Annotated in this window: 23 protein-coding genes; 10 read left to right on the top strand and 13 right to left on the bottom strand. The window is 62.6% G+C overall.

What is annotated here, in order from left to right; genetic code table 11:
• Positions 1-127 precede the first annotated feature (127 nt).
• On the top strand, positions 128-712 hold the full coding sequence (hpf, locus tag NKI01_RS18145) for a ribosome hibernation-promoting factor, HPF/YfiA family (RefSeq protein ID WP_352483585.1): 585 nt from the start codon (positions 128-130) through the stop codon (positions 710-712).
• Positions 713-771: 59 nt separating this feature from the next.
• Complete coding sequence (gene ptsN / locus NKI01_RS18150) at positions 772-1,236, top strand: PTS IIA-like nitrogen regulatory protein PtsN (protein ID WP_023718962.1); 465 nt, start codon at positions 772-774, stop codon at positions 1,234-1,236.
• Between the two features lie 71 nt (positions 1,237-1,307).
• Here the strand turns inward: ptsN and NKI01_RS18155 are convergent, their stop codons facing one another.
• Both NKI01_RS18155 and NKI01_RS18160 read right to left on the bottom strand, forming a co-directional pair.
• Entirely contained in the window at positions 1,308-1,565 is a 258-nt protein-coding gene (locus NKI01_RS18155) for a BQ00720 family protein (protein WP_352483584.1), read from the bottom strand.
• A 63-nt stretch (positions 1,566-1,628) separates the two neighbouring features.
• Positions 1,629-2,054, bottom strand: coding sequence for an Hsp20 family protein (locus tag NKI01_RS18160; RefSeq protein ID WP_023718964.1), 426 nt, complete (start codon positions 2,052-2,054; stop codon positions 1,629-1,631).
• A gap of 144 nt (positions 2,055-2,198) precedes the next feature.
• On the opposite strand from NKI01_RS18160, the gene NKI01_RS18165 reads away from it, so the two are divergent.
• Positions 2,199-3,140 carry a nucleoside hydrolase gene (locus NKI01_RS18165; protein WP_352483583.1) on the top strand — a complete coding sequence of 314 codons (942 nt, stop codon included), beginning with the start codon at positions 2,199-2,201 and terminating at the stop codon, positions 3,138-3,140.
• 6 nt (positions 3,141-3,146) lie between these two features.
• Here NKI01_RS18165 and NKI01_RS18170 read toward each other — a convergent pair whose 3' ends face one another.
• The 6 genes from NKI01_RS18170 to NKI01_RS18195 form a co-directional block, all read right to left on the bottom strand.
• Complete coding sequence (locus NKI01_RS18170) at positions 3,147-3,383, bottom strand: hypothetical protein (RefSeq protein WP_023718966.1); 237 nt, start codon at positions 3,381-3,383, stop codon at positions 3,147-3,149.
• A gap of 249 nt (positions 3,384-3,632) precedes the next feature.
• Complete coding sequence (locus tag NKI01_RS18175; protein WP_023718967.1) at positions 3,633-3,953, bottom strand: hypothetical protein; 321 nt, start codon at positions 3,951-3,953, stop codon at positions 3,633-3,635.
• Between the two features lie 98 nt (positions 3,954-4,051).
• Positions 4,052-4,666: a LysE family translocator gene (locus NKI01_RS18180; protein ID WP_023675274.1), complete on the bottom strand. Its 615-nt coding sequence runs from the start codon at positions 4,664-4,666 to the stop codon at positions 4,052-4,054.
• A gap of 103 nt (positions 4,667-4,769) precedes the next feature.
• A complete protein-coding gene (locus NKI01_RS18185) occupies positions 4,770-6,230 on the bottom strand; it encodes an amidase (protein WP_352918539.1) in 1,461 nt (486 codons plus the stop codon).
• Positions 6,231-6,236: 6 nt separating this feature from the next.
• Positions 6,237-7,145 carry a ribokinase gene (locus tag NKI01_RS18190; RefSeq protein ID WP_023718970.1) on the bottom strand — a complete coding sequence of 303 codons (909 nt, stop codon included), beginning with the start codon at positions 7,143-7,145 and terminating at the stop codon, positions 6,237-6,239.
• Between the two features lie 112 nt (positions 7,146-7,257).
• Complete coding sequence (locus tag NKI01_RS18195; protein ID WP_352495482.1) at positions 7,258-8,151, bottom strand: methylated-DNA--[protein]-cysteine S-methyltransferase; 894 nt, start codon at positions 8,149-8,151, stop codon at positions 7,258-7,260.
• A gap of 114 nt (positions 8,152-8,265) precedes the next feature.
• Here NKI01_RS18195 and NKI01_RS18200 point away from each other — a divergent pair, with 114 nt between their 5' ends.
• A complete protein-coding gene (locus NKI01_RS18200; protein WP_352495481.1) occupies positions 8,266-9,081 on the top strand; it encodes a class I SAM-dependent methyltransferase in 816 nt (271 codons plus the stop codon).
• Positions 9,082-9,084: 3 nt separating this feature from the next.
• Here NKI01_RS18200 and NKI01_RS18205 read toward each other — a convergent pair whose 3' ends face one another.
• Positions 9,085-9,579, bottom strand: coding sequence for a DUF2244 domain-containing protein (locus tag NKI01_RS18205; protein WP_023718973.1), 495 nt, complete (start codon positions 9,577-9,579; stop codon positions 9,085-9,087).
• A gap of 22 nt (positions 9,580-9,601) precedes the next feature.
• Here NKI01_RS18205 and nth point away from each other — a divergent pair, with 22 nt between their 5' ends.
• Positions 9,602-10,423, top strand: coding sequence for an endonuclease III (gene nth / locus NKI01_RS18210; RefSeq protein ID WP_352495480.1), 822 nt, complete (start codon positions 9,602-9,604; stop codon positions 10,421-10,423).
• Between the two features lie 34 nt (positions 10,424-10,457).
• Here nth and NKI01_RS18215 read toward each other — a convergent pair whose 3' ends face one another.
• From NKI01_RS18215 to NKI01_RS18230, 4 genes are all read right to left on the bottom strand, one after another.
• Complete coding sequence (locus NKI01_RS18215) at positions 10,458-11,969, bottom strand: tripartite tricarboxylate transporter permease (RefSeq protein WP_352964153.1); 1,512 nt, start codon at positions 11,967-11,969, stop codon at positions 10,458-10,460.
• A gap of 9 nt (positions 11,970-11,978) precedes the next feature.
• Entirely contained in the window at positions 11,979-12,446 is a 468-nt protein-coding gene (locus NKI01_RS18220) for a tripartite tricarboxylate transporter TctB family protein (protein ID WP_023718976.1), read from the bottom strand.
• 76 nt (positions 12,447-12,522) lie between these two features.
• Positions 12,523-13,500, bottom strand: coding sequence for a tripartite tricarboxylate transporter substrate-binding protein (locus tag NKI01_RS18225; protein WP_023718977.1), 978 nt, complete (start codon positions 13,498-13,500; stop codon positions 12,523-12,525).
• Positions 13,501-13,684: 184 nt separating this feature from the next.
• Positions 13,685-14,140, bottom strand: a complete 456-nt coding sequence (locus NKI01_RS18230) for a DUF2214 family protein (RefSeq protein WP_352483580.1) — start codon at positions 14,138-14,140, stop codon at positions 13,685-13,687.
• A gap of 227 nt (positions 14,141-14,367) precedes the next feature.
• On the opposite strand from NKI01_RS18230, the gene NKI01_RS18235 reads away from it, so the two are divergent.
• The 5 genes from NKI01_RS18235 to NKI01_RS18255 all read left to right on the top strand — a co-directional run bounded on the left by NKI01_RS18235 (position 14,368) and on the right by NKI01_RS18255 (position 19,510).
• A complete protein-coding gene (locus NKI01_RS18235) occupies positions 14,368-14,907 on the top strand; it encodes a GNAT family N-acetyltransferase (protein ID WP_352483639.1) in 540 nt (179 codons plus the stop codon).
• Between the two features lie 208 nt (positions 14,908-15,115).
• Positions 15,116-16,093, top strand: a complete 978-nt coding sequence (locus tag NKI01_RS18240) for a Bug family tripartite tricarboxylate transporter substrate binding protein (protein WP_352453995.1) — start codon at positions 15,116-15,118, stop codon at positions 16,091-16,093.
• 155 nt (positions 16,094-16,248) lie between these two features.
• On the top strand, positions 16,249-16,782 hold the full coding sequence (locus tag NKI01_RS18245; RefSeq protein ID WP_023718981.1) for a tripartite tricarboxylate transporter TctB family protein: 534 nt from the start codon (positions 16,249-16,251) through the stop codon (positions 16,780-16,782).
• Positions 16,783-16,786: 4 nt separating this feature from the next.
• Complete coding sequence (locus NKI01_RS18250) at positions 16,787-18,310, top strand: tripartite tricarboxylate transporter permease (RefSeq protein WP_352483579.1); 1,524 nt, start codon at positions 16,787-16,789, stop codon at positions 18,308-18,310.
• A gap of 15 nt (positions 18,311-18,325) precedes the next feature.
• A complete protein-coding gene (locus tag NKI01_RS18255; protein WP_352483578.1) occupies positions 18,326-19,510 on the top strand; it encodes a CaiB/BaiF CoA transferase family protein in 1,185 nt (394 codons plus the stop codon).
• The last annotated feature ends 12 nt before the right edge of the window (positions 19,511-19,522 follow it).

Genomic DNA, 19,522 nt, shown 5'->3' on the forward strand with positions numbered 1-19,522 from the left:
GGCTTGTGATCAACCGGAAAGTTCGGATTTAAAATCGGCGCAAGTGACGCCGCAAAGCTTGTGCGCACGGACCACGAGTATAAACTCGGGACAGTTTGAAGCCTGAGCAAGGAAGGTCAGTTTTCAGATGACACTGCGCATATCGGGAAAACACATGGATATCGGCGATGCGTTCCGTACGCGCATCAACGACCGTGTCGGGGAAGTGATCGGGAAATATTTCGATCGGGGCTTTTCAGGGCAAATCGTAGTCGTCAAATCGGGGTCGCGCTACACGGCCGATTGCATGATCCGGCTGGATTCCGGTGCTTCGCTGCAGGCGACCGGCGATGCCCAGGATCCGACGCTTGCCTTCGATGCCGCGGCGGACCGTCTGGAAACCCGCCTCAGGCGCTACAAGCGCCGGCTGAAGTCGCACAATTCAGGCAATAGCAATGGCGAACTCACCGACGTCGCCTATACGGTGATGGCCCCGCTTGCCGATGACGACGAGGAGATACCGGAGAATTTCGCGCCGGCCATCGTCGCCGAATCGACCATGACGCTGCGGACCATGTCGGTGGCGTCAGCCGTGATCGAGCTCGACACCAAGGACAGCCCGGTCCTGGTCTTCCGCAATGCCGGAAACGACCATCTCAACATCGTCTATCGCCGGCCGGACGGGAATATCGGCTGGATCGACCCGTCTACGGCCAAGGTCGCGCAGGGGTAAAAACCAGCCGCACGCAAGCGTGGGGACTGGCGACGGCAGGCGAACAAGGGATTTCAAGCATGGATCTGAGCGATCTCGTCAACGTTCCGGCAATCATGCCGGCGTTGAAGGCGAACTCCAAAAAGCAGCTGCTGCAATTGCTGTCTGAAAGGGCGGCGGCAATTTCCGGCATTCCGGAGCGGGAGGTGTTCGACACCATCCTGCAACGCGAGCGGCTGGGTTCGACCGGCGTCGGCAACGGCATCGCCATTCCGCATGGCAAGCTGGCCGGGGTGAAGCGGATCGCTGGAGTTTTTGCCCGGCTGGAGACACCGGTCGATTTCGAGGCCCTCGACGATCAGCCGGTCGACCTGGTGTTTCTGCTTTTGGCCCCCGAAGGTGCCGGCGCCGACCACCTCAAGGCGCTGTCGCGCATCGCGCGGGTGCTGCGCGATGCCGACACGGTTGCCAAGATCAGGGGCACGCGCGATGCCGTGGCTATCCACGCGCTGCTGTCGGATACACAGGCCTCGCACGCCGCCTGAGTTGATTGGACCCGTTGAAGGGCCGCCGTGAGCGGCCCTGTCCGTTTCAGCCAGATCGGCGCGCCGTGTTGTTAGTGGATAGCGACGGGGGTCAGATCGTTTTCCAAGGCGCCGGCCAGCGCCCGGTCGCGAGCATCCGAAAGCAGGATCGGCTGGCCGTTGGCGGCAAACAGGGCCCACAGTTCCAGCCCGGGCGCGATTTCGCCGAGGCCCGGGAAACGGCCGCGCAGATCGTCGCTCGACACTTTCCTGAGATAGGCGACCGAACCTTCGCCGAGATGAGCGAATTCGCCGCTGGTCATGATGATATTTTCGTCAGTTCTGGTCATTTCAAGCCTCCTTGCCGCGAGACGCCGCTCAAGGCCATCCCGCATGAGAGCTATCGGCAAAACTCAGTCTTTCACCGATATGTTTATTTTTCGTACCAGCCGTTCGGACTCCGGCCGATCGAGATCGATCGACAAGAGGCCGTTCTTCAATTCCGCCGCAATCACCCGCATGCCGTCGGCCAGCACGAAACAGCGCTGGAACTGGCGCGCGGCGATGCCGCGGTGGAGGAATTCGCGCTCGGTGTCGTCGTTCTGACGGCCGCGCACGACCAACTGGTTCTCCTCCGTGGAGACATCGAGATCGCTTTCCGCGAAACCGGCGACGGCGAGCGTGATGCGCAGCCTTTCGGTTTTGCCGTCGGCACCGCTGAGGCGCTCGATGTTGTACGGAGGATAGCTGTCACCCGACTTCGCCAAGCGCTCCAGTGTCTTTTCCATGGAATCGAAACCGAGGAGAAGCGGGCTGGAAAAAGGCGTCATTCGGCTCATGTTACAGTGTCCTCTCAAGAGCGACATAAAGTGGAAAAACCCGGATGGCATTTTTCCCGATGGTCTTGATATGGTCCGCCGCCCGGCAGACTTCAAGCCGTCACACGTCCCGCCCAAAAAGACTTGCCAAAACAAGGAATTGAAATGCCCCAATCCCGCAGGATCATCATCGACACTGACCCCGGCCAGGACGATGCCGTCGCCATATTGCTGGCGCTCGGCAGCGCCGAGCTGGAGATCGTCGGCATCACCGCGGTGGCCGGCAACGTGCCGCTGAAACTCACCGAAAAAAACGCACGCAAGATCTGCGAGTTGGCCGGCCGGCCGGATGTCAAGGTCTATGCAGGCGCCATCCGGCCGCTGGCGCGTGAACTCGTCACCGCCGAGGAAGTGCATGGCAAGACCGGCCTCAACGGACCGCAACTGCCTGAGCCAAAGATGAAGCTGCAGGATCAGTATGCGGTCGATTTCATCGTCGAGACGCTGATGAAGGAGGAGACCGGCACGATCACGCTTTGCGCGCTCGGGCCGCTCACCAATGTTGCGCTGGCGCTGATCCGCGAGCCGAAAATCGCGCCGCGCATCAAGGAGATCGTGCTGATGGGCGGCGGCTTCTTCGAGGGCGGCAACGTCACGCCGACTGCCGAGTTCAACATCTATGTCGACCCGCATGCCGCCGATGTCGTGTTCAAATCCGACATTCCGATCGTGATGATGCCGCTCGACGTCACCCACAAGGCGCTGACCACCGCCAAGCGCACGAAGGCTTTCCGCAAGCTCGGCACCAGGGTCGGCACGGCGACGGCGGACATGCTGGAATTCTTCGAACGCTTCGACGAAGAGAAATACGGCACCGATGGCGGCCCGCTGCACGATCCTTGCGTCATCGCCTATCTGTTGAAGCCGAAGCTGTTCAAGGGCCGCAACTGCAATGTCAGCGTGGAAACTGCCTCGGAGCTCACCATGGGCATGACGGTGATCGACTGGTGGGGAGTGACCAAGCGGCCGAAGAACGCCATGGTGATGCGCGACATCGATCATGATGCGTTTTTCGCGCTGTTGCTGGAAAGGCTGGGGCGGCTTTAGTGCCGCTCAGTCATTGAGCAGGCGGTAGGTGCTGGTGCCGTTATTGCGGTGCTGTTGTTCGATCGAGACTTCCGATCCGATCATGTGGGGCGTCTCCACCTCACCATCGATAAATACCAGTGCGTTGCCGTCATGGAGACGGACTTCATATCTATAATAAAGTCCATGGCCGACGGAACCTTTCGGATTTAGAGGCATCGTCGCAACATCTTCGACGATGCCTCCTATGCGTTGCGTGCCCATGATCGGGCTATTCTGTCTTGTTACAATCGCCACGGCGGCCACAAGAGCGAATGAGCAAAAGAAAGCGACGCCAACGACTGTATCGCGAAACTCTTCCCGAAGCAGAAGAAGGCGGTTTCTAAGAGAAAGATTCGTCGGCCCCATCACTTAGAGTTGAATAGCGTAAGGGCTTTGTTCAAGAGCGATTTCTTCGAAGAGAGCTCTGTCACTCGTTTACCTTCGAAAACAGCTTCATTGATCGATCGCCGTTCAATTTGGAAATCGGTAGAAGACAAAGCCATTGTCGCGCGTGACGCGCTCGATGCCGACGTGCGAGCCGATCAGGCGCGGACGATCGTCGTCGATGAAAACAGATGAACCGTCTTCAAGGACCAGCATGTAGACACTTCGGCCTTTGCCCCAATGGGCACTTTTGACGGCTGCATCGATTGGGTCCACCGAGCGGATCGGGCTGGCGTTATTCGTCCACTTGAGCGGATCGAGGGCCAACACCGCCGCAAACAAAGCAACAATCAGGATCACGCCGATCGCGTGCCTTTTCACATCCACAAAAGTCCATGGCACCGGCATGAATCCCCAACTGTCGATTCATGTGGTGCACAGAAGGCTGACTTTCAATCGGGCTTCCTGTTCCAGGAGATTGCTATTTGCGTCCCGGCTCGCGGCTGTTACTTCGCCTTGGAAAACGCCAGCCACAGGCCGCCGCCCACCAGGAAGCTGCCGCTGATTCGCGACAAGAGCTTGACGCGGCCGGCCGAGAGCAGGCGTCCGGCGCGGCCGGCGGCCAACGCGTAGGTCGAATCCGAGACGGCGGCGAAGATCATGGCGGTGAGACCCATGACGCCGATCTGTAACGCGTAATTGCCTTCGGGGGCGATGAACTGCGGAAAGAAGGCGCCGAAGAACACCAGCGTCTTCGGATTGCTGATCGCCACCAGCAGGCCCTGCAGGAAGAAGCCGCCGCGCGGCTTTTTAGCCGATCCGTCGGCGTTCAGCTTGCCTTTCGAGCGGAACATCTGCACGCCCATCCAGATCAGGTAGGCGGCGCCGATCAGCCGGACCCATTCGAACCAGTGGCCCATGCCGGCGATAAGCGAGGTCAGCCCGATGCCGACGATGGCGATCATGATGGCCAGCCCGGCCTGGGTGCCGGCGACATTGGCGAGGCCGGCGCGCGAGCCGTGGCGGATGCTGTTGGCGATGATCAGCGTGACCGTCGGCCCCGGCACAAGAATGATGACGATGCAAGCGACGACGTAGGTGGCGTAGAGTTCCAGCGACATTTTTCCCTCCGCAGAATGCCGCTCGTGCGGCGCGCTGTCGCGATCAATGCATGGCGATGAGTTGCGTGCAAGCCGGCGAGGCGCCGACAATGCGGAGCTGATTTCAGCAGGCGCCGGCCTGCCATGGTAGCGTTGCCTCATAGGCGGCAGCCGCCCCCAGCACCGAGAGGTCAGCGCGTGGCCGCCCGATCAATTGCATGCCCATCGGCCTGCCCTTGGGGTCGAAGCCCACCGGCACATTGATCGCCGGGCAGCCGCCGAGCGTGGCGAACGCTGAAACCTGCATCCAGCGATGATAGCTGTCCATGGCACGCCCGGCCACTTCCCTTGGCCAGTGGGTGGAGACCTCGAAAGGGAAGACCTGCGCGGTCGGCAGCGCGATGAGATCGAATCGATCGAAGAGCGACAGCAGGGTTTTGTGCCATGACGAGCGCCTCACCGTGGCGGCGTGGATCTGCGGTGCGGTGAGGCCCAGTGCATGTTCCACTTCCCACACGGCCTCCGGCTTGAGAAGGCGGCGTTTCAAGGGATCGTCGTAATGCACCTTGAGCGCACAACCGCTGCTCGCCTGGCGAAGCGTTACAAAGGCCTGCCACAGCGCTTCGAACTCGAATTCCGGCATCAGCGGCTCGGCCTCGAAGGATAGATCCGCTAACCGGCCGAGTGCTGCCTCGCAAAGCTGTAGAATGCCTGCTTCAATCGGCAGATGACCGTCAAGATCGCCGAGCCAGGCGATGCGCCCGCCGGCCGCCCGCGATTCCAGCCCTTCGAGGAACGAGCCTGGCTTATCATGCGACAGCGGCGCGCGAGGATGATAGCCGGCCTGAACGTCGAGCAGCAGGGCGATGTCGCGCACGTTACGCCCCATCGGCCCTTCGACGCCCATTTGCGCATGAAACACATCAAGATCAGGGCCGGCCGGTACCAATCCCTGCGACGGGCGGAAGCCATAGACATTGTTGTAGGCAGCGGGATTGCGCAGCGAACCGCCGAAGTCGCTGCCATCGGCAATGGGAACCATGTCGAGCGCCAGCGCGACCGCCGCGCCGCCGCTCGAGCCGCCGGCGGTCAGCGCTGGGTCGAACGCGTTGAGCGTCTGTCCAAACACGGTATTGTAGGTGTTGGAGCCGAGCCCGAATTCGGGAACGTTGGTCTTGCCGATGATGATGGCGCCGGCCTGCCGAACACGCTCGACGAAGAAGTCGTCTTCCTCAGGCACGAAATCGGCGAAGATCGGCGAGCCGAAGGTGGTTCTCAGGCCTTTTGTCAGCGCAAGATCCTTGATCGCGATCGGCAGACCGAACAGCGATCCGGTATCTGCTCCTCGCGCCAAATGAGCGTCTGCCTCGTCGGCCTCGCGCAGGATGTCGGCACGCTCACGCAATGAAACGATGGCGTTGACCTGTGGGTTCACCGCCTCGATCCGGTCCAGGAATGCAGCGATCACTTCGCGCACCGAAAGCTGCCGGCGCCTGATCCTGTCGGCCAGTTCCACGGCGGACAGGCGGCAGATGTCGCCGGCGGGCGGCACGGCATGCCTGGTGGTCGGGCGCGTGGCTGTCATCGCGCTTCAGCCGGCAGATGTCGGCATGGCGGCGTCGACATCCCTGGCCAGCGGGATGGCAGGCTGGGCGCCGGCTTTCAGGCAGGCCAGCGAACCGGCTGCGGCAGCGCGGGCAAGCGCCTGGTCGAGCGGCAGGCCTGCCGCCAGTCCGGCAGCAAAATAGCCGCAGAACGTGTCGCCGGCGCCGACCGTGTCGAGCGGAGTGATCTTCAGCGCCGGAACCATCAGGAGATCGTCCGGCGTCGCGGCGAGAACGCCGTCTGGGCCAAGCGTGACGACGATGGTGCGGCCAGTTCTCGAGGCATAGTCGCGCATCCGTGCTGGGCGGTCGCGGCCACTCAACGACAGCGCCTCACCATAGAGGTCGAACTCGGTCTCGTTGGCGACGAGATAGTCGGCCTTGCCGAGGAAGCCGGCCGCGTCGCCGTGGAAAGGTGCGGTGTTGAGCACGGTGACCGCGTTGGCCGTCCTTGCCGCGTCAAGCGCTGTCTCGACCGTTTGCAACGGGACCTCCAACTGCAGCAGCACGACATCGCCGTTTTTCAGGAAAGCCTTGGAAAGGTCACCCGGCACGACCGAATCATTGGCGCCCGCCACGACGGCGATCACGTTCTCGCCGTCGGCGCCGACCATGATCAACGCGGTACCCGTCGAGGCAAAGGTCTCGCCGACGCCGGACAGGTCGATCTTGCCGTCGCGCAGCAGCGCCAAAGCCTCGCCGGCGAAGCTGTCCTTGCCGACCGCGCCGACCATGCGCACCTTGGCGCCGGCGCGGGCGGCGGCCAGCGCCTGGTTGGCTCCCTTGCCGCCGGGGGCGGTGGCGAAACCGGAGCCGCGCACCGTTTCGCCGGGACCGGGCAAGCGGTCGACACTGGCGATGAGGTCGAGATTGATGGAACCGATGACGACGATCAAGAAGTGCCTCCCGCTAGCGCATGTCACTCTAATTGCGCGGGAAGCTACTCCGTAAGATCGCTGCTTGTCACCCTCGGGGCCCTTCGCTCCTATCGTTCCATTCGTTGGCTATTCAAGAAGAGACTTGTCCCGCCTCCCAGCCGAGGATGGCGCGTTTGCGCGTCAGGCCCCAATGGTAGCCGGTGAGCGCGCCGGACTTGCCGAGAGCCCGGTGGCACGGCACGACGAAGGACATCGGATTGGCACCGACCGCGGCACCGACAGCCCGGCTGGCGCTCTGTGCGCCGATGCGCGCGGCGATCGAGGAATAGGTGCAGGCCTTGCCCATCGGAATGCGCAGCAAGGCCTCCCAGACGCGGACCTGGAAGTCGGTGCCGATCATGACGACGCGCAGCGGCTGGTCGGCGCGCCACAGCGTCGGATCGAAGATGCGCGCGGCATAGGGCGCCGTCGCCGCCATGTCCTCGACATAGGTCGCATTCGGCCAGCGGCTGGACATGTCGGCAAAGGTCGCGCGCTCGCCGCCGGGGTCGTTGAAGGCGAGGCCGGCAAGGCCGCGGTCCGTCACCATGATCAAAGCGATGCCGAAAGGCGAGATATGATAGCCGTAGCGGATGGTGAGCCCTGCGCCGCGGGTCTTGTAGTCGCCCGGCGACATCGCTTCATGGGTGACGAACAGATCGTGCAGCCGGCCTGGGCCGGACATGCCGAGTTCGAACGAAGTTTCCAGCAGCGGCATGCCGGAATCCAGCAGTTTGCGCGCATGATCGAGGGTGACGGCCTGCAGAAAAGCCTTCGGCGACAGGCCGGCCCAGCGGGTGAACAGCTTCTGCAGCCCGGTCGGCGTCTCGCCGACCTCCTCGGCCAGCACTTCCAACGAAGGCTGGTCGCGATAGTCGAGGCTGATCTTTTCGATGGCACGACGGACGATTTCGTAGTCGCCGCCTTCAGGCGTGATGTCTTTCTGAAGGATTGCTGTCGTTTTGAGAGGCATTTGGGCGTTCATGGTAGTATCTCCTTGAGTGCGAATATCGTCCTTCGCGGCGCCGATCACCACCCGAAACTTGCTTTCCCGCAGCATGTACCCAGATAGAGTTGGCTTTGAATGGGGAGGACAATCATGGCCGGCGAGAAGATGCAGCTGACCAAGGAAAAAGAAACGCTGCTGATCACCGTCTACGGCAAGGCGCTGGAAAGCCGGCTTCCCAACTCGCTGCTGAAAGACCGCTTTGCGGACGAGGCGGTTCGCCGCATCGACTACGATTTCTCGCGGCTCAAGGTCGACAACAATCTCGGCGTCGGTCTGGCGATCCGGGCCAAGACGCTGGACGACTGGGTTTCGGCTTTTCTGGCGAACAACCCGAACGCCATTGTACTGCATCTCGGCTGCGGGCTGGACACACGAATATTCCGTATCGACCCGCCAGCCGGCGTCGACTGGTTCGACGTCGACTACGCCGAAGTCATCGAGCTCAGGCGCAAGCTCTACCCGATGCGCGAGCATTACCACCTGATCGGATCATCCGTCACGGAGCCTGGCTGGTTGGATGAAGTGTCCGGCGATCGCCCGGCGATGGTCGTGGCGGAGGGCCTGACCCCCTACCTTGCCGCTGACGAGGGCCCAAGACTGGTTTCGCGGCTTGTGTCGCATCTGGCCAGCGGCGAATTTATCTGCGATGCCTACAGCGACCTGGGTCTAAAGCTCGTGCGCCTCAACCGGTCGTTCCGCGCCACCGGAGCCGAACTCCACTGGGCGATCAACGATCCGCGCGACTTGGAACGGTCAGTGCCCGGCCTGCGGTTGGTCGAGGAAACGATGGCGTACAAACCCGAACATGCCGCCCGTGTGAGCTGGTTCGCCGGACTGGTCTTTCGCCTCTGGAGCCACGTTCCGGCTCTTCGGAGGGTCGGCAGGCTGTTGAGATTTCGGTTTTGATCGTCAGCGCGCCTTGGCGGTCGCCAGAGCGCGCGAAAATGCGGTGGCAAAACTTTCGCGGTCGTCGGGGTTGAGGAAGCCACCGATCGAGACTGTTTTTCCTTGCGCCTCGACCGCCATTCTGGTGATGCCGATTTCGGTGTGGCGGGCGATCGAAAAGCGTGCCCAGAACGGATTGAAGCGATGTGCTTCCGATTTGCCTGACGGGGCAGTCTTGCGGATATCGAGGCTGGTGCGAGACACCGACACCTCCTCGCGAGCCCGAGCGGCACGATAATTGGCGCGGAAGGCGATATAGATGGCAATAACATCGAGGCCGAAGAAGCCGAACACCGGCCAGGCGCCGCGCGACAGGAAAAACGCTCCGGTCACCAGCCACCCGAACAGCAATGCGCCCATCAGGATGACAAAGCCGGTCTTGCCCAGCGACCGGTGCGGTATCAGCAGCGCCTGGAAGAATGGCTCGTCGGCCTGAAATGAGGCGTTTGTGTCGCTCATTACAGAATATTATAGGAAAGCAATGACAAGCCCCAAGTCCAAAAACTCTTCGGCGCTAAAAAAAGACCTGTTGCCCGGCCGCCGCGACGGCTCGAACGCCAAGCCGCGTCCGCGGCCGGCGAGGTCGCGGGCGCTTTACAGCCCGGCCGAGGTGCATGAGATTTTCCGGCGCTTTTCCGTTCAGCGGCCGGAACCGAGAGGCGAACTCGAACATATCAACGCCTTCACGCTGCTGGTGGCGGTGGTGCTTTCGGCGCAGGCGACGGACGCCGGTGTCAACAAGGCGACGCGGGCGCTGTTCAAGATCGCCGACACGCCGCAGAAAATGCTGGCGCTGGGCGAGACCAGGCTCGGCGACCATATCCGCACCATCGGGCTGTGGCGCAACAAGGCCAAGAACGTCATCGCGTTGTCGGAAGCCCTGATCCGCGACCACGGCGGCAAGGTGCCCGATGATCGCGATCAACTGGTCGAGCTGCCGGGTGTCGGCCGCAAGACCGCCAATGTCGTACTCAACGTCGCCTTCGGCCAGCATACGATGGCGGTCGACACGCACATCTTCCGCATCGGCAACAGGCTCGGCCTGGCGCCGGGCAAGACGCCGGAACAGGTCGAACAAGGGTTTTTGAAGATCATTCCGGATGAATATATGCGGCATGCGCATCATTGGCTGATCCTGCACGGCCGCTATGTTTGCAAGGCACGCAAGCCGGATTGCCCGGCTTGCGTCATCGCCGATATCTGCAAGGCCAAGGAAAAGACGACCAGCGTGCCTGCACCACTGGTCGAGATCGCGCCGCTCGGGCCAGTAGAGGCGGCTACTGAATCAGTGCCAGCCAAGTGACTCTGAAGTTCCTCCTATGTGGCGCCGTCCACGTTCAGGAGCTCTCTTCGACAAACACCTCCTCGCGCTTCTTCCTGACCGCGGGGAGAAACACGATGACGAGCACGGCGAGCGCGATGAGGAGCAGGCTGGCGCTGATCGGTCTCGTCACGAAGGTACCCGGATCGCCGCGAGAGAGGATCATGGCGCGGCGCAGGTTTTCCTCGAGCAGCGGGCCGAGCACGAAGCCAAGCAGCAGCGGCGCGGGTTCGCAGCGCAGCTTGGTCAGGAGATAGCCAAGCAAGCCGAAGAGTGCGACTGCATAGAGGTCGTAGACGTTGGTGTTGACGCTGTAAACGCCGATCGAGCAGAACGCCATGATGATCGGGAAGAGCACGTAATACGGGATCGTAAGCAGTTTCACCCAAAGCCCGATTAGCGGCAGATTCAAGACGATCAGCATCAGATTGCCGATCCACATCGAGGTGATGATACCCCAAAACAGTGCAGGCTGTTCGATCGCAACATTGGGGCCGGGTACGATGCCCTGGATGATCATCGCGCCGATCATCAGCGCCATTACCGGGTTGGCCGGAATGCCGAGCGTCAGCATCGGGATAAAGGAGGTTTGTGCGCCGGCATTGTTGGCCGATTCCGGTCCGGCGACGCCTTCGATTGCGCCTTTGCCGAATTCCCCCGGACTTTTCGAGACACGTTTTTCGACGGTGTAGGAGGCAAAGGCGGCAAGGATCGCGCCGCCTCCCGGCAGGATGCCGAGCGCCGAACCGATGATTGTTCCGCGCACGATGGGGGCCGCCATGCGCCGAAAATCTTCGCGGGTCGGCATAAGGCCGGAGATCTTTCGGATCAGCACGGAACGCTCATGCTCGTTTTCGAGGTTGCGCAGTATCTCGGCGACGCCGAAGACACCGACCGCCACTGCGACGAAATTCAGCCCGTCGGCATATTCGCGGATGCCGAGCGTGAAGCGGGGCGTGCCGGTGTAGATATCCGTGCCGACAAGTCCGAGCAGCAGGCCGAGCACGACCATGGCCAGTGCCTTGACGATCGAGCCGTGGGCGAGCGCGACGGACGAGACCAGGCCGACAATCATCAGCGAAAAATACTCGGCTGCGCCGAATCTCAGCGCTATCGCCGTCAGCGGTGGGGCAAAGATGGCAACGAGGAAGGTCGACACCGTGCCGGCAAAGAACGAGCCTATCGCCGCGGTCGCCAGTGCCGCCCCGGCGCGACCGTTCCTGGCCATTTGGTAGCCGTCGATGGCGGTGACGGCCGACGAGGATTCGCCGGGCATGTTGATGAGGATGGCGGTAGTCGAACCGCCATACTGCGCGCCGTAATAGATGCCGGCGAGCATGATGAGGGAGGAAACCGGATCGCCGATCTGGAAGGTGATCGGCAACAGCATGGCAATGGTTGCGGTGGCGCCGATGCCGGGCAGGACACCAATCAGCGTGCCGAGAAGGACGCCGATCAGGCAGAAACCGAGGTTTGCCAAAGATGTGGCCGTCGAAAAGCCGAGTGCGAGATTGTTGAGGAGTTCCATTTCATCTCCTCACAATGATAGGGGCAGCCACGGGCCGAAACGCCGGAACGGCAGGCCGAGTGCGTAGCTGAAGACGACGAATGCGAACAGCGTCAGGCCGGCCGACAGCACGAGCGCGGTCAGCGGCTTCATACGGCCGCTGCCGAACGATGCGATTAGCGCCGTCAGGAAGATCGAGGGGATAAAGCCGAGGCCGCGCACCGTCAGGCCGAAGAAGATCGGAGCGGGCAGAATGAACAGCATGCCGCGCCACGCGATGTGGCCGATCGGGTCGCTCTCGAAACGCACCGCTTGGACGAGGATGACGGCGCCAAGCAGGATCAGCACGATCGCCAGCACCAGCGGGAAATAGCCCGGTCCCATACGGAAGGCGGTGCCGATTTCGAGGCCGAGCGACTGCAGCGCGAAAAATGCGCCGAGGAAGATGAACAGCGCTGCGCAAATGCCGTTGGTTCTGTCGATTGCGAACGGTTTCATGACGTCCTCCCGGGCCGCGCCGCGGGCTTGCCCATGCCGTGTAAAAACGGGGCGCTGGTGGCGCCCCGTTCAAGCTTTAGTCGGCGTACTGGCCGGCCGCTTCGATGATAGGCTTCCACCGCGCGATCTCACTTTCCAGCTTGGCCTTGAGCGCGGCCGGCGTGGCGTCGGCCTCGGGCGACGGCTTGGTGCCGAGTTCGGCAAAGCGGGCGACGACGTTCTGATCCTTCAGCGCCACCTGCAGCGATTTCGACAGGCGCTCGGTGATCTCGGCCGGCGTGCCCTTGGGTGCATAGATTCCGTGCCAGATGCCGACCTGCACCTGCGGAAGGCCGGCTTCCGTCGTTGTCGGCACGTCCGGAAGCACGTCGAGGCGTTGCGCCGAGGTTACGGCATAGCCCTTGATCGTGCCGCCCTGGATCTGCTTGGTGGTGTTGGTCGTCTGGTCGCACATGATGTCGACCTGGCCGCCGAGAAGGTCGGTCATGGCCGGGCCAGTGCCTTTGTAGGGAACGGTGACCAGCGGCGTGCCGATGGCGCTCATGAACAGCATGCCGCACAGATGCGAGGCCGCGCCTATCCCGGCATTGGCGACGGTGACGGTGTCCTTGTTGGCCTTGGCATAGTCGACCAGTCCCTTCAGATCGGTCGGCTCGAGATCCTTGCGGCCGACGATGGTCATCGGCACTTCTGTGACGAGACCGATATATTCGAACGCGTTCAGCGTGTCGTAGGCGAGGTTCCTATACAGCGTCGCGCTGGTCGCCATGCCGATGTGATGCAGGAGCAGCGTATAGCCGTCAGGATCGGCATTCGCGACGCGGCCGGCGCCTAGCGTGCCGCCGGCGCCGCCGACATTCTCGACGATGACCTGCTGGCCGAGGTCCTTCGACATGGCTTCCGCGACAAGACGCGTGACGGTGTCGGTTGGGCCGCCGGCCGAAAACGGCACGACAACGGTGATGGTGCGTTCGGGGTACGTCTGCGCGCCCGCGGCCAACGGGTAAAGCATGGCGACCGCAACGGCAGCCAGCGCGGCGACGAATTTTCTCATCGTGATTTCCTCCCAGAATACGAATTACCAACCGCTGCGCGGAGTTCCTCTCAAACCGAATGTAGATGGAGCAATAACTAGCGCAACCCGACAAATGACAATCGCCTCAAACGGCAAACTGCACGTTTGTCCGCGCAAATGAGTGGAAAGGTCGGGCCGCGCGATGCCCTTCCTCCGACCTATCTTAATAGCCGTAGCCGCGCGCCATCGCCGCCGCGAACACCGGGATCAACAGGAAGATGAATGCCTCGGTGCGGACATAGGTGCGAACGGACGCTAGCTCCGCCGCAGGCACCTGGAAGCCGGGACTGGCGCTCGCCTGCCTGCTCCAGGACAGGAATCGGACGGTCGGGATAATCGACAACAGGCCGACAATTGCGAAAGCGGCCATCTTTGCCCAGAACATCCAGTTGTAGACGTAGAATTCCCAGCCCTTGAGACCATAGATGACGCGGCCGATGCCGACGACGATGATCAGCATGGCAATGATGCCGTAATGGCGATCGATACCGACAAGCCGCTTCAGCGTCGCGGCGGACAGGTCGCTGCGGATCAGGACGAATTCGGCGCCGATGATGCCTGCCAGCGAAAACACCAGCAGATGATGGAAGATGGTAAGCACAAGGTCGGTGGTGTCCATGCTGTTTCCCCTCTGTCGGACGGCAGCGCCGAAACCGAACGCAGTGAACCAAATACTGGCGAAAAACTAACACCGCTTGGCGGGATTCACATCAGCCTGGAAGATGATCTACACAGCCTTGGTTCTTGTTTTACCCAACGGATTTTGATTCCCCATTTTATGCATGTCGCTGTCCTAACCGTTGGATGACCGGCATTAGGCACCGGCAACACAACCGAGGCATGACCATGACCAGTCCGCAGACGATTGTCGCCCCAGTGATTGAGACCTCTCGCACGGTCCTGCGACCGCACCGGCTGGACGATTTCGACGCCTATGTCGCAATGTGGGCCGATCCCGTCGTCACCCGTTTTATCGGCGGCAAGCCGCGCACGCGGGAGGAAAGCTGGATGCGTTTCCTGCGCCATGCCGGCCTGTGGTCGCTTCTGGGCTACGGCTTCTGGGCGGTCGAGGAAAAGGCGACCAGCCGCTTCATCGGCGAGGCCGGCTTCCACGATCTGAAACGCGACATGACGCCGTCGATCGAGGGCATTCCGGAGGCCGGATGGGCTCTGGTTTCGGGCGTGCATGGCCAGGGGTTGGCCAGCGAAGTCGTCGCACGGGTGCTTGCCTGGGGCGATGAGGCATTTGCAGCCGCGAAGACCGTCTGCATCATCGATCCGGAAAACACCGGCTCGCTGAACGTCGCGGCAAAATGCGGTTATGGCGAAGTGCTGCGAACCGTCTATCAAGACAAGCCGACCATCCTGCTGCAGCGGCAGCCCTGACCGATGCTGTCTGGGCACTGCCTGCCACATCGTAGTCGGGCGTCGAGTTCGCCAGCCTGAACATCGCACGGGCCGATTGTGGCGCATGGGGAGTGTTCTGTCTTTGACAGGATGACGCAAACTCTGCATGAATTTTATCGAGCGGGTCTGAATTCAGGCTACGTTTCTGGCAGGCACCGGAGGAGGTGTCGCGATTTGGAGGAATCCCATGCTGAACAGACGCAGATTCTTGATGAGCACCGCGGCGGCAGGTGCTGCCGGGCTCGCGGCATCGCATTTTATCCCCGCTTTCGCGCAGGACGCACCGCAGCTGCAGATTTTCGTGCCGGCGGCGCCGGGCGGCGGCTGGGACCAGACGGCGCGCGCCATGGACCAGGTGCTGCGCAGTGAAAAGCTGATCTCCGGCTCGCAGATCACCAATGTCGGCGGCGCCGGTGGCACCGTCGGCCTGCCGCAGTTCGTCAACCAGTGGAAGGGCAAGGGCAATGCGCTGATGGTGGCTGGCATGGTCATGGTCGGCGCCATCATCGCCAACAAGGCGGCCAACAACCTTACCGAGGTCACCCCGATCGCCCGCCTTACCGGCGAGTTCGAGGCGCTTGTGGTGCCGGCCGCCTCGCCGTTCAAGACTGCGGCCGACTTCGTTGCCGCCCTCAAGGCCGACCCGACGCAGGTTCCAGTCGCCGGCGGTTCGGCCGGCGGCTCGGACCACATCTTGTTCGGCCTCATCGCCAAGACCGTCGGTGTTCCTGCAACCAACCTGTCCTATGTGCCGTTCGCCGGCGGCGGCGAGGCGCTGTCGGCGCTGCTCGGCAACCAGGTCGCGGCCGGCATCTCGGGCTATGGCGAGTTCGCCGAACAGGTCAAGGCGGGCGCGCTGCGGCTGCTGGCGATATCTGCCGACAAACGCCAGGAGGGCATCGATGCTCCGACCATGAAGGAAGCCGGCATCGACGTCGAGCTGTTCAACTGGCGCGGCGTCTTCGCGCCGCCCGGCGTCTCGGACGCCGACAAGGCAGCAATGATCAAGCTGATCGAGACGATGGCCAAGAGCGACGCCTGGGCCACCGAATGCAAGAACCGCAACTGGACGCAGATCCTGCTCACCGGTGACGACTATGCGAAATTCGTCGCCGAAGACACGGCCCGCATCGGGACGATCCTCAAGGACCTCGGCCTGGCGTGATGCTCTCGGCAAGGGGCGGCCTGCGCCAACCCTTGCCGACTTTCGCCAGCCGCATGGACATACGCGGCGCCGGAGGTGAAACTACGCCGAGATCGGCCGAGTGAGACCGGTCCAAGGAGAACCGGCCCCAAGGGACCGACATTGGGAGGACGATGATGAGCACCAGCGACCAGCAGGCGCCGCCGCGCCTTGCAGTGCCCGAACTGCTGATCGGCGTTGGGCTCCTCGCCTGTGCGGGTGCGGTTGCCTGGCAGACGCTGGCAATCCCGGTGTCGCCGCTCTATTCCAAGGTCGGTCCGACCGTCTTTCCCTACATCACCATGACGGGGATGGTGATCCTGTCGCTGCTGCTCATCATTGCCGCCTTGCGGGGCGGATGGCAGCCGGAGGACGAAAAGGAGACGCCGACCGACTGGAAGGCGATGGGCATCGTCGTCCTCGGACTGATCGCCAACCTCGTGCTGATCCAGCCGCTCGGCTTTACCGCCGCATCTGTCATCATGTTCGTTCTCATCTGCCACGGTTTCGGCAGCCGGCGTCCGCTGCGTGACGTGCTGCTCGGTCTGATCCTGGCGCTGGCCGCCTATTTCGGCTTTGCCAGGGCACTCGGCGTCAATATCGGCGCCGGCTTCATCGAAAACCAGCTGAACGCGATCGTCGATTCGGTCGTTGCCGTGCTGAGGGGCTGACGCCATGGAAACGCTCGGCCATCTCGCGCACGGATTTTCGGTCGCCTTCTCGCCGATCAATCTCATATGGTGCCTGGTCGGCACCACGCTGGGGACTGCGATCGGCGTGCTGCCCGGCCTCGGACCGGCATTGACCATCGCGTTGCTGTTGCCGATCACCTACCAGGTGGCGCCGGAGGCGTCGTTCATCCTGTTTGCCGGCATCTATTACGGCGCCATGTATGGCGGCTCGACGACATCGATCCTGCTCAACACGCCTGGCGAAAGCGCCACTATCGTCACCGCGCTGGAAGGCAACCGGATGGCCCGCTCCGGCCGTGGCGGTGCGGCCTTGGCAACCTCGGCGATCGGCTCCTTCGTCGCCGGCACGCTGGGCACGATCGGCGTTGCCTTCCTGGCGCCGATCGTCGTCAAATTCGCGCTGGCTTTCGGTCCGGCCGAATATTTCTCGCTGATGGTGCTGGCCTTCATCACGGTTTCGGCGGTGCTCGGCTCGTCGTCGGTGCGCGGCCTGACCAGCCTGTTCGTCGGCTTCGTCGTCGGCATGATAGGCGTCGATCTGCAGACGGGGCAGCCGCGCTTCACCTTCGGCATGAGCGAATTGTTGGACGGCGTCGACGTCATCGTCGTCGCCGTTGGCCTGTTCGCCGTTGGCGAGACGCTTTACATGGCCTCGCGCCGCTATGCCGGCAAGGACGATATCGTGCCGTTGAAAGGGTCGCTCTACATGACCGCGGCTGAATGGTCGCGCTCGTGGAGGCCATGGCTGCGCGGCTCCCTGATCGGCTTCCCGATCGGCGCCATGCCGGCCGGCGGCGCCGAAATCCCGACCTTCCTCTCCTATGCCATCGAGAAGAAACTCTCCAGACACAAGGAGGAGTTCGGCACGGTCGGTGCCATCGAGGGCGTTGCCGGGCCGGAAGCGGCCAATAATGCATCCGCCGCCGGCGTGCTGGTGCCGATGCTGACGCTCGGCCTGCCGACCTCGGCGACGGCCGCGATCATGCTGTCGGCATTTCAGAGCTACGGCATCAATCCGGGGCCGCTGCTGCTGACGACGCAGGCCGACCTGGTGTGGGGGCTGATCGCCAGCCTGTTCATCGCCAATGTCATCCTCGTCGTCCTCAACCTGCCGCTGATCGGGCTCTGGGTGCGATTACTGAAGATTCCGGCGCCGCAGCTCTATGCCGGCATTCTGGTGTTCGCCACGGTCGGCACCTACGGCATTTCGCAATCGCCGATCGACCTCATCATCCTCTATCTGCTCGGTGCCGCCGGCTTCCTGATGCGGCGTTTCGATTTCCCGACCGCGCCAGTCATCATCGGCATGATTCTCGGGCCGCTTGCCGAAACGCAGTTCCGCCGCGCGATGACCATCTCGAACGGCGATTGGACGGTGTTCTACAAGCATCCGCTGTCGCTGACGCTGCTGACGCTGGCCTTCATCGGGTTGGTTGGACCGCATATCTGGGCTTACATCGAGCACAGGCGCATGCGCGGACCGGAGCACGTGCCGGGCGATGCCTGAGCTGTTCGTGACGTCATGACAGACCTGCTTTCCGGCATCCGCATCCTTGACCTGACCAATGTGCTGGCCGGCCCCTATTGCGCCTACCAGCTGGCATTGCTCGGGGCCGACGTCATCAAGGTCGAGACGCCGCAAGGCGGTGATCTGGCGCGCCAGCTTGGCGCCTCGCCGGAGCTCAACCGGGTGGGCATGGGCGCTTCGTTCCTGGCGCAGAATGCCGGCAAACGCTCGGTGGCGCTCGATCTCAAGCAGGAGGCCGACCGCGAACGCTTCCTCGATCTGGTCGCTTCGGCCGACGCGCTGGTCGAGAATTTCCGCCCCGGCGTCATGGACCGGCTGGGGCTTGGCCATGCCAGGCTGAAGGAGGTCCGGCCAAGCCTTGTCTATTGTGCGATATCGGGCTTCGGCCAGACCGGGCCGATGCGCGACAATCCAGCCTATGACCAGATCATCCAGGGTCTTTCCGGCATCATGAGCATCACCGGTACACCGGAAACGGCGCCGCTGCGTGTCGGCTATCCCGTCGCCGATACGCTTGGCGGGCTGGTCGGGGCGTTCGCCATTACCGCCGCGCTGGTCAAGCAGAAGACGACAGGCGAGGGTGCGTTCCTCGACGTCTCTATGCTCGAATGCACGCTTTCTGCGCTCGGCTGGCCGGTGTCGAACTATCTGACGGCGGACGTCGAGCCGCAGCCGATGGGCAATGAAAACATGACGGCCGCACCGTCTGGCGCGTTTCGCACCGGCGACGGCTTGCTCAACATCGCAGCCAACAAGCAGGAGCAGTTCGTCACACTGTGCCGGTTGATCGATCGGCCGGAGCTGGCGTCGGATGTCCGCTTTGCCGAGCGCGAAACGCGCAAGCAGAACCGCATTGCATTGAAAGCGCTGATCGAGGATGCCTTGGCGAGCGGCTCTGCCGCCGCCTGGGAGGAGACGTTCAATCGCGCCGGCGTGCCGGCAGGCCGGGTGCTGACAATCCCGCAGGTACTGCAAGAGCAACAGGTGATCCAGCGCGGCATGACGGCGCGCTTCCAGGCTGTGTCCGGGATGGACCGGCCGCTGACCGTGGTGCGCGGCGGCTTCATGGTCGATGGCGAGGCACCTTTGCCGAGCAGGCCGCCGCCGGGGCTCGGCGAGCATATGGACGAGGTTTTTGCCGGTTTGCCGCCACGCGCCAAGAAAAGAGCGAAGGTATGAGCGGCACGGAAA

Origin of the sequence: Mesorhizobium sp. M0815 (genome assembly GCF_040319995.1) — a bacterium.
Lineage (GTDB): Bacteria > Pseudomonadota > Alphaproteobacteria > Rhizobiales > Rhizobiaceae > Mesorhizobium.